Source organism: Halobacteriovorax sp. JY17 (genome assembly GCF_002753895.1).
Taxonomy (GTDB): domain Bacteria; phylum Bdellovibrionota; class Bacteriovoracia; order Bacteriovoracales; family Bacteriovoracaceae; genus Halobacteriovorax.
In genome coordinates this window covers 468,934-483,476 of the sequence record NZ_NJER01000001.1, presented here as the reverse complement: position 1 = coordinate 483,476, position 14,543 = coordinate 468,934, and the positions used below count along the sequence as shown (strand labels likewise).

The 14,543-nt window shown below is 37.7% G+C and carries 12 protein-coding genes; 6 read left to right on the top strand and 6 right to left on the bottom strand.

The annotated features are described in order from the left end of the window. Position 1: 1 nt before the first annotated feature. Positions 2 to 724 (bottom strand): PilZ domain-containing protein, encoded by a 723-nt coding sequence (locus CES88_RS02225; protein ID WP_290730326.1) that lies wholly within the window; start codon positions 722 to 724, stop codon positions 2 to 4. A 179-nt stretch (positions 725 to 903) separates the two neighbouring features. Here CES88_RS02225 and pgsA point away from each other — a divergent pair, with 179 nt between their 5' ends. The 3 genes from pgsA to panD all read left to right on the top strand — a co-directional run bounded on the left by pgsA (position 904) and on the right by panD (position 3,264). Continuing rightward, complete coding sequence (gene pgsA / locus CES88_RS02220; protein WP_290730323.1) at positions 904 to 1,587, top strand: CDP-diacylglycerol--glycerol-3-phosphate 3-phosphatidyltransferase; 684 nt, start codon at positions 904 to 906, stop codon at positions 1,585 to 1,587. Continuing rightward, positions 1,587 to 2,783, top strand: coding sequence for a phosphoserine phosphatase SerB (serB, locus tag CES88_RS02215; RefSeq protein ID WP_290730320.1), 1,197 nt, complete (start codon positions 1,587 to 1,589; stop codon positions 2,781 to 2,783). The genes pgsA and serB overlap by 1 nt, the downstream gene beginning before the upstream one ends. A gap of 139 nt (positions 2,784 to 2,922) precedes the next feature. Further along, positions 2,923 to 3,264, top strand: coding sequence for an aspartate 1-decarboxylase (panD, locus tag CES88_RS02210; protein WP_290730317.1), 342 nt, complete (start codon positions 2,923 to 2,925; stop codon positions 3,262 to 3,264). Positions 3,265 to 3,275: 11 nt separating this feature from the next. Here panD and CES88_RS02205 read toward each other — a convergent pair whose 3' ends face one another. Further along, complete coding sequence (locus tag CES88_RS02205; RefSeq protein ID WP_290730314.1) at positions 3,276 to 3,674, bottom strand: hypothetical protein; 399 nt, start codon at positions 3,672 to 3,674, stop codon at positions 3,276 to 3,278. 281 nt (positions 3,675 to 3,955) lie between these two features. Here CES88_RS02205 and CES88_RS02200 point away from each other — a divergent pair, with 281 nt between their 5' ends. Together CES88_RS02200 and CES88_RS02195 are read left to right on the top strand one after the other, a co-directional pair. Beyond that, the gene (locus tag CES88_RS02200; RefSeq protein WP_290730311.1) at positions 3,956 to 7,306 is read left to right on the top strand and encodes a hypothetical protein; all 3,351 of its coding nucleotides are present in this window, start codon (positions 3,956 to 3,958) and stop codon (positions 7,304 to 7,306) included. Then, entirely contained in the window at positions 7,306 to 7,881 is a 576-nt protein-coding gene (locus CES88_RS02195) for a hypothetical protein (protein ID WP_290730308.1), read from the top strand. The genes CES88_RS02200 and CES88_RS02195 overlap by 1 nt, the downstream gene beginning before the upstream one ends. Before the next feature lie 2 nt (positions 7,882 to 7,883). Here CES88_RS02195 and CES88_RS02190 read toward each other — a convergent pair whose 3' ends face one another. Then, a complete protein-coding gene (locus CES88_RS02190; protein WP_290730305.1) occupies positions 7,884 to 8,234 on the bottom strand; it encodes a cyclic nucleotide-binding domain-containing protein in 351 nt (116 codons plus the stop codon). 55 nt (positions 8,235 to 8,289) lie between these two features. Then, on the bottom strand, positions 8,290 to 10,665 hold the full coding sequence (locus CES88_RS02185; protein ID WP_290730302.1) for an AAA family ATPase: 2,376 nt from the start codon (positions 10,663 to 10,665) through the stop codon (positions 8,290 to 8,292). Positions 10,666 to 10,807: 142 nt separating this feature from the next. Here CES88_RS02185 and CES88_RS02180 point away from each other — a divergent pair, with 142 nt between their 5' ends. Then, complete coding sequence (locus tag CES88_RS02180) at positions 10,808 to 12,520, top strand: mechanosensitive ion channel family protein (protein ID WP_290730300.1); 1,713 nt, start codon at positions 10,808 to 10,810, stop codon at positions 12,518 to 12,520. On the opposite strand, the gene CES88_RS02175 is transcribed toward CES88_RS02180, so the two are convergent. Together CES88_RS02175 and CES88_RS02170 are read right to left on the bottom strand one after the other, a co-directional pair. Further along, positions 12,512 to 12,919 (bottom strand): response regulator, encoded by a 408-nt coding sequence (locus tag CES88_RS02175; RefSeq protein ID WP_290730297.1) that lies wholly within the window; start codon positions 12,917 to 12,919, stop codon positions 12,512 to 12,514. The genes CES88_RS02180 and CES88_RS02175 overlap by 9 nt on opposite strands. Before the next feature lie 75 nt (positions 12,920 to 12,994). Continuing rightward, positions 12,995 to 14,419, bottom strand: coding sequence for a hypothetical protein (locus CES88_RS02170; protein ID WP_290730295.1), 1,425 nt, complete (start codon positions 14,417 to 14,419; stop codon positions 12,995 to 12,997). Positions 14,420 to 14,543 lie beyond the last annotated feature (124 nt).

Sequence of the window (14,543 nt, the reverse complement as noted above, 5' to 3'; positions counted from 1 at the left end):
CTTAAGAATTTAATTTCATTTTAAGAAAGTCTCTCGCTTCTTCAGGGAGAAACTCAGGCCCAATATTATCTAAAATATCTTGAGCAAAATTAATTGCGTCACTATTAACACCCTCATCCACACTAAAAACAAGTTCATCCTCAGTAAAGAGTGGAGTATCTAGGTCTCTCTTACTAAGAATTCGGCCAGTTTTCACACCAACACCATCTTCCCACTCAACAAATCTCTCCATCATAAGAAATTGAAAGCGAGCAAGTTCTCCGTCATTATGCCTCCATACGAATACTTCAAATGGTCCATCTGCGCGAAGCCAATATTTCAAATTAGCAGGCATCTCTACACCCGCAGAAAATTCGTGAATTGGACGAAGACTATCGATCATATTATCTATGGAGAGAAATTCCCTAACTCTAGAATCAAAAGAATCATCTACATGAAACTCAACACCGATTCTCTTCCCACTTACCCACTTAACTTTTCCCGTAGCTTCCAGCGAAGCCTTTTGCCAGTGAAGAATTCCGCTGATATCAGAATCAGAAGTAAAAGAATGGCCACCATCTTTAAGAGAGAGCTGCATTCCAGTAAAAGAAATATCTTTAATTTCAAACACAAATTGTTCATTACCAGAATTTTTAAAAGTTAGGTAATTAAAAGGAAATCTTGGAAAGATCCTCTTTTCTGTTTGCTCAAAATCCGTTTTAATTAGGTTTAAATGTCTATCCATGAATTCTCCTTCATATACACAAATAATTCTATCTCGCTCTAATTATTTTTATAAGGTGGAAAACATCGCCCTTAGTCAGAGATAAGCGTAATTATTATCGAAAAAAAGGATATTTCTGGTTTAAATATCTAAATACTAGGCGCATAATCAAGTAAAACTAAAGTTTAAGGACGTCTTTTATGGACTCAAATAATACAGAATGGGATATTGATAACCTACCAAATAGATTAACTATTTTTAGAGTTCTCCTCATCCCACTTATTGTCACTTCAATACTTCTTATCACAACAGATATTGAAGCTTTCAGAGGGTATCACTATCACTTGGGATATTTCGCTGCATGGATATTCGTCGCGGCCTCGATTACTGATTTCTTTGATGGCCATATTGCCAGAAAACGTGGAATCGTTACCGTCTTTGGATCTTTTCTAGATCCTATTGCTGATAAATTTCTCGTGGTGAGCTCACTCATTCTTTTACAGGCCCTTGGAAGAATGCCTGCCCTTCTGGTGATCATTCTTGTTCTAAGAGAAATCTACATCACTGCTCTTAGGCTACTCGCCATGGAAAAAGGTTTCAAGGTCCCTGTTGATAATTCAGGAAAATGGAAGACTGCACTACAAATGGTTTCCATTCCGATGCTCTTTGCCTATGACTATCCTTTTGGAATTCCCTTTCCAGAGCTTGGAACGGCTTTTATTTACATTGCCTCCATTCTCTCTCTTTACTCAGCTTGTTTTTACTCGTTTAATACAATGAAGAAATTAAAGAACGCCAGAAATGAAGCGAAGGCCTTAAAGACAAAAGAAAAGTTAAGCGCCAAAGAAGCCGAAGCATTTCAGGGTTTGCCAAAGGAAGAATAATGCCACAGAAATTAAATGGAAAAGATGTCCTAATCAAAGTCAGCGGTCCCGATCATCCTGGGATTACCTCTGAGCTAATGAGTATTATCAAAGCAACTAATAACTCTCTCCTAGATATGGGTCAATCAGTTACACACGGACTGCTGTCTCTTAGTTTTGTTATTAATATTAGTGAAGAAAATAACGAACACGACCACGTCTTAAAAGATCTTCTCTTTGCTGCCAATAATTTAAATCTCACTCTCGACTATAAAGTTGTTGAGCCTAAATCTAAGTCAGATAAGACTGAGAAATTTATTTTAAATTGCGTTAGTGTTGAGCCAATTAGCGCGGCTTTCATGTGTGATATCGCAACTATTCTTTCTGGACACGGAATAAATATTAAGCGTATCGATAAAGTTTCTCCAAACGCATTTAAGTCCCTTGAAATTTCAACGCAGGTTCCAGTAGGTCTTAACTACCAAGGAGTGAAAGCAGAGCTTCTAAAAACTTCTAATGGACATAAAGTCGATGTGGCCTTCTTAAAAGATGATATCTTTAGAAGAAGTAAGAGACTCATCGTCTTTGATATGGATTCAACTCTTATTCAAACCGAAGTTATCGACGAGCTCGCGGACGCCTGTGGAGTTGGTGAAGAAGTAAGAGAGATTACTGAAGCCGCCATGAACGGGGAAATAAATTTCAACGAAAGCTTAATTCAAAGAGTTTCAAAGCTTGAAGGTCTTGAAGCTTCAAAGATGCAAGATATACTAGACAAGCTTCCTCTCACACAGGGTGTAGAAGATTTCATCCACACCATAAAAATGCTAGGTTATAAAGTCGCCGTCATTTCAGGTGGATTTACTTTCTTTGCCAATGCTTTAAAAGAAAAACTAGGCCTCGACTACGCCTTTGCTAACGAGCTTGAAATAGTCGGCGGAAAACTTACTGGTAAGGTCCTTGGAACAATAATCAACGCCGAACAAAAGGCCCTCTTAGTAAAACTCATTGCTCAACAAGAGAATATCTCTCTTGAACAAGTGGTGGCCATTGGAGACGGGGCCAACGATCTTCCAATGCTCGCAACAGCAGGACTTGGGATCGCCTTTCACGCCAAAGAAGTGGTGAGAAAAGAAGCTGAGCAGCATATGAGTCATGGTCCAATGACTAGTATTCTCTACTTCTTAGGAATAACAGATTCAAGCGAACTTCTTTAACTAAAAATTAAGATTTCAAGGTCTTGTCTCACATAAGGCCTTGAAAATTTTAACAAATTCTCAAAAAAATCTTGGAAGATTGTCTCAAAAGTATTAAAACTCAATGGGTTTTCGATAGAAGACTTTAAGTGGAGAGAAAATGCGGGAATTACTGCAATCTAAAATTCATAAGGCCATTATCACTGAAGCAGATATCTCTTATGTTGGTAGTGTTACTATCGACTCAGACCTTCTAGAGAAGATAGACTTATGGCCTGGTCAGAAAGTTCTCATTGTCTCCAATACATCAGGCGCACGCCTAGAAACTTACGTTATAAAAGGAACACCACGCTCTGGAGAAATTTGTATTAACGGAGCAGCCGCTCACCTCATCAAAAAAGGTGAAGAAGTCATTATCATTGGATTTCAATTTAGCGATAAGCCAATAGAGCCGAAGTGCATCCTAGTCGATAAACAGAATCAATTTCTTCGTTACTTATAGGTAAAATAAAATTAGCGAATCTTCTTTAAAGACGCGCCTTCTTCAATACTTCCACCCAGAGCATTTGAGAGTTTATTTAAAACAGCATTACACTTTGCTGAGAATTTGCTCTTATTCTTCTTCAAGCATTCTGCTTGCTTTAAAGATGCTGTCTCAAGAGATTCATTAACCTCTCCCATATTGATTGGACAGAACTTCATCAAATCATCCATACAGCCGTTACCAAGATCTTGTGCCATATTTGCAAAGCCACTTACTTCAGTTCTACACTGAGCAGGAAGTTCAGACATTTTCTCTTTTACACACTTTCCAAAGTCGCTCTTATTATTTGCACAGAGCTTCTCTATTTCTTTGCCACAATCAACGGCCATAGCGGAAAATGAGATAAGTAAAACAAATAAGACTTTCATATAAACTCCAAACTTTAATATAATTTCCATTAGTTTATATTGTAATTGGAAAAAGTAAAAATATAACTCACTTTGCCACTATCTGCTCCATAACGCTGCCAACTTCTCAAGGCTAGCATTTTTAGAATTTTTCATAATGAGTGGCCTAAGAACATGACTCTAAACTACTGTAATTATATAAAACTATCTGCTAACTGCTGAATAATCCGATATTTCCCATTGGATAAAATTCTTAAAGTTCGTAGAATAGAAGTATATAAACTTATTTACTGGAACTGCTTATGAAAGCGTCAAAATTTATCCTCATAAAAGACTTACTCACTCTCACCATTTGCTGGAGTCTCTTCCTCTATGACATTGGCTCAATCTACGCTCAATCAACGGTGGAAAGTGCGACAGTAGATAATAAGCAAGAGTCACAGGTAAAGAGTAATCAGCAGGCCCACCAGAGAAATGATGCCTTAAATGCAGTGGATGGAAATTTATCAAAGTGTGAGACAGGGTTTAATGCTGCCGAAGATAATAGAGATGCTCAAAGAGAATATAGAAATAACTTAATGTCTCAAGGATTTAATGAAATTGATCAAGTCTTTACTGGAATTGAAGCAAAGGGAAGTGCGCTAGATGGTGGTAGCTCTGCTTTGAATCAGGCGACAGGAGGAATTGGTCTTCAAGAGCCGGGGCAATCAAATAATATCGAAAAGCAAGAAGCTCTTGAAAAAGAAAGAAGAGAAATTGATGGAAAAATCAGCGCTCAACAAGCAAAGGTTGATTCAATTCAAAATCAAATAAGCTCTCTTCAAAATCGTAATAACCCATCTTTTCTAAGTTCTGCCGATAGATCAAAACTCAATATGCTTAGAGCAGAGCACTTTAAAGAAAGTTCTATTCTACAACAATTGCAAACAAGAAAATACAGACTCAAAGCAGAGATCAGACATAATGCTCTAACCGATGGTGCAGGCTCCGTAAAAGATGCTGATAAAGCAGTTGGTAAAGCTCGAGTTCAAGCAGGAATTCAAGAGAAGCAATACCGTGATCTTATTTCTAAAATCCAAAGCCAAGAAGATTCGGCCGAAGAAAATTTAAGAATAGCGGAACAGAGAATTTCAGAAGTACAAAGAGAGTCAGAGCACAACGCAGACTTTCTTATTTTTGAAAGGGCCAAAGGCGCTCCAGATGAGTCTACTCAAAAAGGAAGAAACACGATCTCAAACCTAGAAATTCTCTCTATGGCCTCAGCAGGTATGACAAATTTAAAGTGTGCAGATTTCTCTAGAGTCAAGTCTCGTGCCTACCCACTCTTTAAAGCTGCAACTGCAACATATATTGCCAACCACCTAAACACCACAAGTGATTACACGAAGGTTGCAAAAGAATGTATTTTAAAATGTGTTTCTCTTGAAGCGATTAAAGCTGATCAGGCCCAGCCAAGCAATAGAAAGAAGTACCCACAATTTCAAAATTTAAAAGTAGATAATGCCACTGCAAATTGTAAAACTGATGACGGTCAAGATGGACTCTTTGAAAATGATAATGTGGCTTCAGACGACGAAGATGAGCAATATGCTTCCATCGAAAGAATGGCCGCTCTTTATAGAAAGTTAGCGGAGTTCACAGAGACAAAAATTAGTTCTCAACAAGATGCCTTAAAATTATTTATGTCGGCCCACGCTGCGGCCTTAATGGAAGTGACTTCAAAAGCTTCACTTGTTGCTGCCGCTGAAGCTCAATTAGCAAAAGCAGAAGCAGAAAAGAAGAAGGCCCAAAGTTCTATTACAATCTACTTAGCAATTATCGCAATTCTTGTGGCGATAAATAGTACCTGTCCAGGTTGTTGTGGTTGTAGAGCAGCAGCTCTTGTTGCGGCCATCGCCCTACTTGCCATGTACCGAAAAGACTTGGCGAAAGCAAATCAAGATATAGCCAAGTGGAAAAAAGAATTACAAGAAGCGAGAATTCACACGCATATGATGTGTAACTACCCTGGAGAAGATGCGAATTTTGAAATGTTAAATAGACCTTCAACTATTCCTCTTATTTATCCAAAATCTAGGATTATGCAACAGGTGACAGCACAGGTCACCCACCCGGAACTTGATTCTAAATCAAAGATAGCCACAACTATTGAGTGGATAAGAAATCTCCAAGGCGCCAATCAATCCCTCGCCTACGATGAGAGAATTCCAAGCAAAGTAGAAATGCTAGGGCTTCTACAAAGAGTGGGACTCTATCTAAAAGATAGTTCAGAAAGTATTGGAGACAAACTTACAGAGGTGATGTTTCCAAAAGTTCTCGCAGTAAATCTTGAAAGTGGAATTGGTCTTCACGATCAGTCTGGAAGCTTCGCTCAATACTTGAATATGAAAGTTGGAGCTTGGAGATTACAAACTTATAATGCTTCTTTAAAAGTAAACTTAAGAAAGAGCCCTGTAACTATTGAGCACCTCTATCCAAATCAGCCAATGATGCTTGGATTTAGAAAGTATATGCAGAAGAACTCTCCTGAGGTTTATGGAAAGCTCATCGAACAAACAGGCTTCCCACTTCCAGAGACAAGAGCAGCTTATTTAAAATCAGTTGTCGATATGCTGACTCAAAATATCGAGTTTAATACTCAAGGTCTTGCGAGTGTTCGGGCCATCAATAATAAATACGCAGAACTTCTAAAAAGAGCGAGAGAAGCCATGGAGGTCAGCGCCGGTATTACAGATGCGGCCATGACAATAAAGAGAAATCCAAATGTTTGTATGACAGGTTCTGGTGATGGAGAGATGAGTATAGATGAATCTTGTGCTTGTAAATCCGCTAATACTTGTACTAGTTTTAATATGCCTCAATTTGGATCTTTCTCTGCGGGAGATCTTTCAACTAATTCTCAATTTCTCATTGATGGAGCGAATTCATTTGCTAAGGGAGATTCAGAAGGAGGAAAGAACTCGTTTGGAAAAATGTCAGACTCAAGTAGTGCTCTCACGGATATTAGAAAGAAATTAACTTCTTTTAAAATCACCACTCCAAATAGTGGAGAGAATTCAAAGAATTCTAAGAGCTTTAATTCTAAGAGTGGAGCAAAAATCACAAAGAGTAAGAATGGAAGTTCTTCAGACTCTAATAGTGGATTAAATAGTGATTCATCGAATAGTAATTCTCTAAGTAGATTTAATGATAGAAATAAAAATGAAAGCGATGAAGAGAAGAACAAAGATGGAAGTGCTGATGATGCCAATGCGAAAGGAAGCTCTTCGACTACTGGTCAAAATCAAGGCCTCCTAGCAAACTCTGGAGCAGCTGGAGACAAGAAAGGAAAGAAGAAAGGAGATAGTTTCAATATTAACGAACTAGACTTCAACGGACTTGAGTCAGATGATGTAAGTGAAGCTGATATTGATCTCTCTGCTATAAATAGAATGAGAGAGAATGAGCAACGTAGAAACTCCTCTAATAATGGCAGCAATGGCCTAGGAGGATCGTCCTCAGGAACGTATATTGGTGCTGATGGACAGGTCTACAAGAATACTGATGGAATTAACTTAAATGCCAAGACAAGTATTTTCCAAATCCTCTCTAAGAGATATAAAATGAGTGCTATGCCAATTCTTCTTAAAAAGAAAGAGAAGAAGGAATTTTAATGGCCACGAAGCTTATTAAATTAAGAAAAGGAGAAAGAGAATTTCCAATTGATAAGCTAAGTGATTTAGAAAATTATGATGGACTAGAAGTAATGGGAGGCTCTATGGAAGAGTTTCCCGACATTATCGAAGAGACGAAACACCTAAAAATTTTCATTGCCAATTGTCCAGAATTAAAAATCTTTCCAAATTTTATTTTACAATTAGAAAACCTAGAGCGTCTCAAGGTAAAGAATTCAAAAATAGAGCTTATCCCTGAAATACAAATAAAGTGTACACATCTAAAGACCATCGATTTTAATTCTAATGAACTAAAGAACCTTCCCCTTTGGATCTACTCTCTTAAAGATTTAGAAGAATTTAGTGCCGCAGGAAATAGTATTGAAAGTATTAGTGAAGAGATTTCAAATATGACTTCACTAAAGAGAATAAATCTTGATCGCAATCAATTAAAAAATATACCAAAAAGTATGACAAAACTCACTGGTCTTAATCACCTTTCTCTTGAACAAAATAGCTTCACAGAAGAAGTAAGAAATGAACTCTTTTTAAATTATAAAATTTGGTTTAACTAACTCTAGACACGAATTCTTGTATTGGCCTTTCTAAGCCTCTCTAAGAGAGTATGTATGAGAGCTCGGTACCAAGATGGCTGGTCGTTAAAATACTTTTCAAATTTTTCAACTGGGATAACTAAGAGCTTGGCCTCACTAATTGCTTTAACAGAGGCACTTCGAGGTTCTTTATCTAAGAAAGACATTTCTCCTACAAGCTCCCCTGAATAGATTGTTCCAATCTGGTGTTCAGCCCCACCCTTGACTTTATAAACTGCCATAGAGCCACTTTGAAGATAGTACATTTGAGCACTTTCTTCACCTTCTCTAATTAAATACTCACCGGCCTGTAGTTCAATAATATCAGCGGACAAAATTCACCTCGTTAGCTTTTCTCTAATTCTAGCAAATTCTGTCCGCCTGTAAAGTTTAACTAAAAGTGATATGTCCTTCTAAATCGTCTGACCAATTTAATTGGATTTTATCACTACCTAAATCTCCACTAAGTATCTGTTTCGATAGAGGACGAATCACTAAGCGGTTAAAGACTGACTGTAGTGGTCGTGCTCCGTAACGTGGATCGTAACCTCTCTTCGCAATCTGCTCTACCACTTCAGGGCTTAAATTAACTGAAAGTTCTTTCTCGCTTAGTCTAGTATTTAAAAGCTTTACTTGTTTTGCTACAAGTTCATGCATCACATTTTCGCTCAATTCATTAAAAGTTAAGTGAGCATCAAGCCTTCCAAGAACTTCTAGTTTAAAATCAGATTCAATATTCTTTGAATTTGTTGTCAGCATGATAATAGTATTTTTAAAATCAATAGTTCTTCCCTTACTATCAGTTAGCCTTCCATCATCTAAGATTTGAAGAAGTATATCTGAGAAGTCATGGTGGGCCTTCTCTATCTCATCAAAGAGAATAACGGAGTAAGGTCTCTTTCTCACCGCTTCTGTTAAAACTCCTCCCTCATCGTGTCCTACATAACCTGGAGGCGCTCCAATAAGTTTTGCGATAGAGTGCTTTTCAGAGAATTCAGACATATCAAGTCTTATAAGATTATCCACTGAATTAAAGAGATACTCACAGACTGATTTCGCTGTCTCAGTCTTTCCTACACCAGAAGGGCCTATAAAGAGAAAAGATCCAAGAGGTCTTGAAGGATCACTTAGTCCTGCATGAGAAGCGATGAGTGTTTCACTGATTTCATGAAGAGCTTCTTCTTGTCCAAAGACTTTTGCTCTAAGAAATTCTTCCACCTTCAAGATATTTTCTTGTTTAGATTTTAAAATCTTTTCAACAGGAATTCCTTTTTGTCTGGAAATCACATTGGCTATATCCTTTGCTCCAAGAACCCACTCATGAGCGCACTTCTCTAGTTCTGCTTCAAGCTCTGGAATAACAGAGTACTTAAGTTCAGACGCTTTTTCGTAGTCTTGTTTTCTCTCCGCTTGTTCAAGTTCAAATTTATATCTCTCTAAATCACTTTTTAAAGTTGAAACTTGTTTCATAGAGAAGACTTCTCTTTCCCAAATAGATTTTTGTTCTGAGAAGTCTCTTTCTAGAACTTCAATTTCTTTAGAAAGTTCTTTTTCCTTAGAAGAGTTCTTCTCAAACTTAGAGTAAATCTTCTTCGATCGAATGAGAGATTCAAGATCAACTAATTTTGCAGGCATCGCCTCCGCAGAAAGCTTTAGCGCTGATGCTGATTCGTCAATAAGGTCAATTGCCTTATCTGGAAGATTCTTATCCTTAATATATTGATCAGAGAGAAAGACTGAATTATAGACGGCTTCATCTGAAATTTTTATTCCGTGGTGGGCTTCAAGCTTATCTCTAACTCCCATAAGAATTTCCACAGCATCTTCTGTACTCGGCTCATAGACAGGAACTGATCTAAATCTTCTATCTAGTGCCGAATCCCCTAGAATATACTTTTGGTATTCCTCATCAGTTGTGGCCCCAATACAGTTAAGTTCTCCTCTAGCAAGAGCAGGCTTTAGAAGATTAGCCGCGTCCATGGCGCCATCAGTTTTTCCCGCACCAACCAATTGATGAATTTCATCAATAAAGAGAATGCACTCGCCGGCCTTTTCTTTTAAGAATTTAATTAGACCTTGTAGTCTTTCTTCAAACTCTCCTCTAAATTTTGTTCCGGCCATTAGAGATCCCATCTCTAGGGAGTAAACAGTCTTTCCCTCTAAAACGTCAGGAACATTCCCCTTTACGATGGCCTCAGCAAGTCCTTCAACAATGGCAGTCTTCCCAACTCCTGCAGGACCAACCAGAATAGGGTTATTCTTAGACCTTCTCCCAAGAATTTCCATAACAGCTCTAATCTCTTTAGTTCTCCCGATAACAGGATCTAACTTTCCTTGCTCTGCAAGCTCGTTGAGATTAATGAGAAAGCTTGGAACCTCACTCTCCTCTTCATTATTTGAAAAAGAATCGTAGTTAATATTTAACTCAGGAAAAATTTTAGGGAGAAACTTCAAGAGATCTTTTTCAGTAACAGATTCCCTTCCACTTTGAACAGCATCGCTAGACGCGTAGGTCAGCCACTCACTAAGTTTCGCGTCCGGTCTAAGCTGATCTAAGGCAATAGGATTTGAAACCGTAGGAAGCTCATCTAAGAGCTTAGAAATGTCTTTCTTATGTTTAGACAATTCTCTCTTAGAGAATGTTTGTGGATTAGTTATAAGCCCCCATAGAAGATGCACAGCACTTAAGGAGGTATGCTTTCTTTTTAGAGCTTCCGATTGAGCAATATCCAGAGAGCCAGTAACTATTGAATCAAATTTATTCATATAAACTCCTTCGTTTAATATTTCTCATAGTAAAGATGGTATGGGTTTAACTAACGTCAAGGGTTATTGCTGATTTTTTGTTTTCAATGCACTCTTAAAACTCTAGAATAGAAGAGATAATGACTCAAATTAAGGTAGATAAATGACTAAGATCATACTTCTTTTCTCAATAATTATTTTTCATGTAAACTCTTTCGCCGCCAACTACCCAACAGCAAGTCTTGAATCTCCAAGATCCACCATGAATTACTTCTTAAAAACGATGAAGGGATTTAAAAAAGGTGATCACGAAGGACTCACTCTAGCGACCTTGGCGCTAAATCAATCTGAGCTCGATCCTACCGCCAGAGAATCTACCGCCAAACTTGCGGCAAAGAGGTTAATAAATACACTCGACCGATTAGAATACATAGACATTAGTAAAATTCCACAGGTCTCAAAAACACAGACTCTTTGGATTTATAAGCAAGAGAGAATTATTCAAAATAATAAAGAGTCCTTCTTGGAAATTTCTATTGGACTCGATAAAGATAAGAAATGGCGCTTCACTCCTCAGACTCTCGCTAGTATTGAAGAATTTGAACAAACTGTTCGAAAGAATTCTGTTGCTAAAGGTGTTATCGAACTTACTTCATGGAAAGAAAAACTTAAAAAATTCTTTCCTGCATGGACTGCGCAAAGATCCTTTCTACTCTTAAATGGTCAGTGGATTGCTCTCTTTGCTCTAGTCTTCTTTGGTCATATTTTTGAAAAGCTTATCCGCCTCTTAATCATTGCAAGAGTAAAGACTATTTTTGCCAATCAGAATATTCACTTCACTCAACACAGAGAAGGATTTTTCTCACCGCAAGGATTTTTCTTCTTTTCTATTTTTTGGATTTTCGGTCTAGAGTTACTAGAACTTCCTGATGCGATTTTGGGACCACTCCTTAGAATTGGCTATATCGCCTTTACAGTGGCGGCCGTTTTTACGACGTCACAAGTAGTAGATGTGATCTGCCAATACCTAGAGAAGAAGGCCCTTGAATCAGAAAATAAATTTGATGATGTCCTCATTCCTCTTATTAGAAAGTCAGCTAAGTTTCTTGTCTACTGTTTTGGACTTATCTTCATTGGAGACTCCCTAACAATTGACATGAAGAATATCTTGGCCGGTCTCGGGATTGGGGGAATCGCCTTTGCTCTTGCGGCCAAGGATACAATCTCTAACCTCTTTGGTTCTCTCACTGTTCTTCTCGACCGCCCATTTAGCATTGGAGACTGGATTGTCATAGACTCAAAAGTCGAAGGTACAGTTGTTGAAGTAGGACTTAGGTCAACTCGAATTAAAACATTCTACGACTCAATTATCTCAGTTCCTAATGGATCGCTCATAAATGCGAGTGTTGATAATCTAGGAAAGAGAACTTACAGAAGATATAATACAAAGATTGGAGTTCAGTATGATACTCCTGTTGAAAAGATTGAGGCCTTCTGTGAAGGAATCAGGCAAATTATTCTCGCCCATAAGTGGACAAGAAAAGATTACTTCCATGTCTACTTTAATTCCATGGGAGACTCTAGCCTTCAAATCCTCCTCTACCTCTTCTGGCGCGTTCCCGATTGGAGCGCAGAGCTTCAAGAGAGGCATAGACTACTCATTGATATCCTTCGCCTCGGTAGAGAATTGGGAATAGAATTTGCCTTTCCAACTCAAACTCTTCATATTTTCAATGAAGAGCAAAAGGCCTTAGACAGTTGTGACTTTGAAAGCTTGGTTTACGGAAAAGATCTCGCTTCAAAGATTACTGAAACTCCAATGAGTACGAAGCATCATAGAAGTGGGAAAGCTCTCAACGACGAAATTTCACTTTGATTTGGTAACTTGCAGGTTCTTCTTTATTATAGGGAGAACCTTTTCTTGAAATTGAGCTTCCGTAAAAGGCTTAATCAGAAAACTCTTTATTCCAGCTGACATGATTGCTGTTATTTTATCTTTATCTAATTCACCTGAGACAATAACTACATCGTCAAAACCATTTAGATGATCTTTTCCAAAGTCTAAGAGAACATCAATTCCATTCTTCTTAGGCATATTGATATCTAGAAGAACAAGGCCGAATTTCTGATTTCTAAGTTTATTACAACCGGCCACACCATCGTTGGCCACTATGATATTTCTAAAGACTCCAAGATTTTCACAGTAGGCCTTTAGCACTCTGCAAATTCCTGGGTCATCATCAATAATGAGACAATCTATTGTATTCTTTTCCATATCTATAATCCCTAAAATTGTTTTAACAATAATCGGATTATCTTCTTTATGGCCTGACTTAAGATCTCTTAAAGATTACACATCACACTTAGTTGCGCCAAAGAGACACTTCTTTTTAACAGTTTTTGCCACAAGAGCAGGAACCATCTCCTCCCAACCATCAACACCTTCTTGAATCATTCGAAGAACAGTTCTTGACCAAATCGTACTATAATTTTCATTATAATCTTCAATATCTACTAGTAATCCATTTTCCATTAAATACATGAGAAGAAAAGTTAACTTCTTATCAACTTTTATTTTCTCGATCGTTATTTTAACTTCAGGATTTTCTTCGTCGTGTCCTGGGTAGACATAGAGTTTTGTTCTCTTTCCAAAGAGAGCTCCTATACCTGCCAGAGGGCCAAAGGAATAGTCTTCATACTTAGTTAAGTCAAAGATCTCCTCTAAATTATAAACACCTAGAACAAAGGAAACATTCCTCTTAGAATAAGTTTCAAGATAGGTATTAAGTTCAAAGTAGTTTTCAAAACTTGTAATAAGAACTTTATGCCCTAGGGCCGCAAGAATATCTACTCTCGCCAAGAAGTCCGCATTATCAACCTGACCCCTTTCTTTGAGCTTGGACATACTAATCTCAGGAAGAACCATAATATTCTTATGCTCTTCTTTATCAAGATCATTTTTAAACTTGGTAAGTCCTGTGTCCAACATATCCATATTCACAAATGTTGGTGGTCTAAAGCTTCCACGACAGACAAGTACATTCTGCTTATATAGGGCATCTGTTGCTTGAATAGCACTTCCATCAGAATCAAACATGATGGCCTTACAGAAATTTCTCTTCACTAGCTCTAGGGATAACACTCTATTATCAACATTTTTAAAAGCATCGCCACAAACTCGAATCATATCAATTTCAATCCTCTCGCTTGAAAGTCTTTCCTCAAGTGAGTTCGCAAAAGAAATTGAATCCAGTGCATGATTAAAACAGGCGTAAATTAAATTAACACCGATGATGCCTAGGACTTCTTGTTGTTGAAGGTTTTCTTTATCTTTAAGTCTAACGTGAATGATACACTCACTTGGCTTTGCTCCTAACTTATGCTGGAACTTTACTCCGAGCCAACCGTGACCATCTCCCGTACTCTTAAAACTCTTCGCTGCAACAGTATCTGCAAAGGCGAAGAATTGAGTATCTTTCCCGCGTACTTCTCGCAGTCTCGCTTCTAATTGGTCATACTCTCTATCGAGCATTTTTTGAACTCTATCTTCGCAGACATAGCGCCCACTCTTTTCTTTTCCGTAAATTGTATCAGAGACAATCATATCGTAAGCGGAGATCGTTTTAGCAATCGTTCCCGCAGCTCCACCGGCCCTAAAGAAGTATCTTGAAACTTCTTGTCCCGCTCCAATTTCAGCGATAGTTCCGTAAATTTTATTATTAAGATTTATTTCAAGAGCTTTTTGCTCAGGGTTTAAAGTTTGATTAAAACTCATTTTTTACCTTTGAAAATTATATATTTTTAAATGATACCAAGTATTTCTGATTCTCAAAAGGTGTAAGAGCTAAGTTTTAAGAATAATACAGTGATTCAACATCTCTAATTTACAGTGCATTAGG

What these genes read in the sequence shown, in the direction of transcription:
- CES88_RS02225 (WP_290730326.1), bottom strand. Translation starts at nt 724, where the DNA reads ATGGATAGACATTTAAACCTAATTAAAACGGATTTTGAGCAAACAGAA.
- pgsA (WP_290730323.1), top strand. Translation starts at nt 904, where the DNA reads ATGGACTCAAATAATACAGAATGGGATATTGATAACCTACCAAATAGA.
- serB (WP_290730320.1), top strand. Translation starts at nt 1,587, where the DNA reads ATGCCACAGAAATTAAATGGAAAAGATGTCCTAATCAAAGTCAGCGGT.
- panD (WP_290730317.1), top strand. Translation starts at nt 2,923, where the DNA reads ATGCGGGAATTACTGCAATCTAAAATTCATAAGGCCATTATCACTGAA.
- CES88_RS02205 (WP_290730314.1), bottom strand. Translation starts at nt 3,674, where the DNA reads ATGAAAGTCTTATTTGTTTTACTTATCTCATTTTCCGCTATGGCCGTT.
- CES88_RS02200 (WP_290730311.1), top strand. Translation starts at nt 3,956, where the DNA reads ATGAAAGCGTCAAAATTTATCCTCATAAAAGACTTACTCACTCTCACC.
- CES88_RS02195 (WP_290730308.1), top strand. Translation starts at nt 7,306, where the DNA reads ATGGCCACGAAGCTTATTAAATTAAGAAAAGGAGAAAGAGAATTTCCA.
- CES88_RS02185 (WP_290730302.1), bottom strand. Translation starts at nt 10,665, where the DNA reads ATGAATAAATTTGATTCAATAGTTACTGGCTCTCTGGATATTGCTCAA.
- CES88_RS02180 (WP_290730300.1), top strand. Translation starts at nt 10,808, where the DNA reads ATGACTAAGATCATACTTCTTTTCTCAATAATTATTTTTCATGTAAAC.
- CES88_RS02175 (WP_290730297.1), bottom strand. Translation starts at nt 12,919, where the DNA reads ATGGAAAAGAATACAATAGATTGTCTCATTATTGATGATGACCCAGGA.
- CES88_RS02170 (WP_290730295.1), bottom strand. Translation starts at nt 14,419, where the DNA reads ATGAGTTTTAATCAAACTTTAAACCCTGAGCAAAAAGCTCTTGAAATA.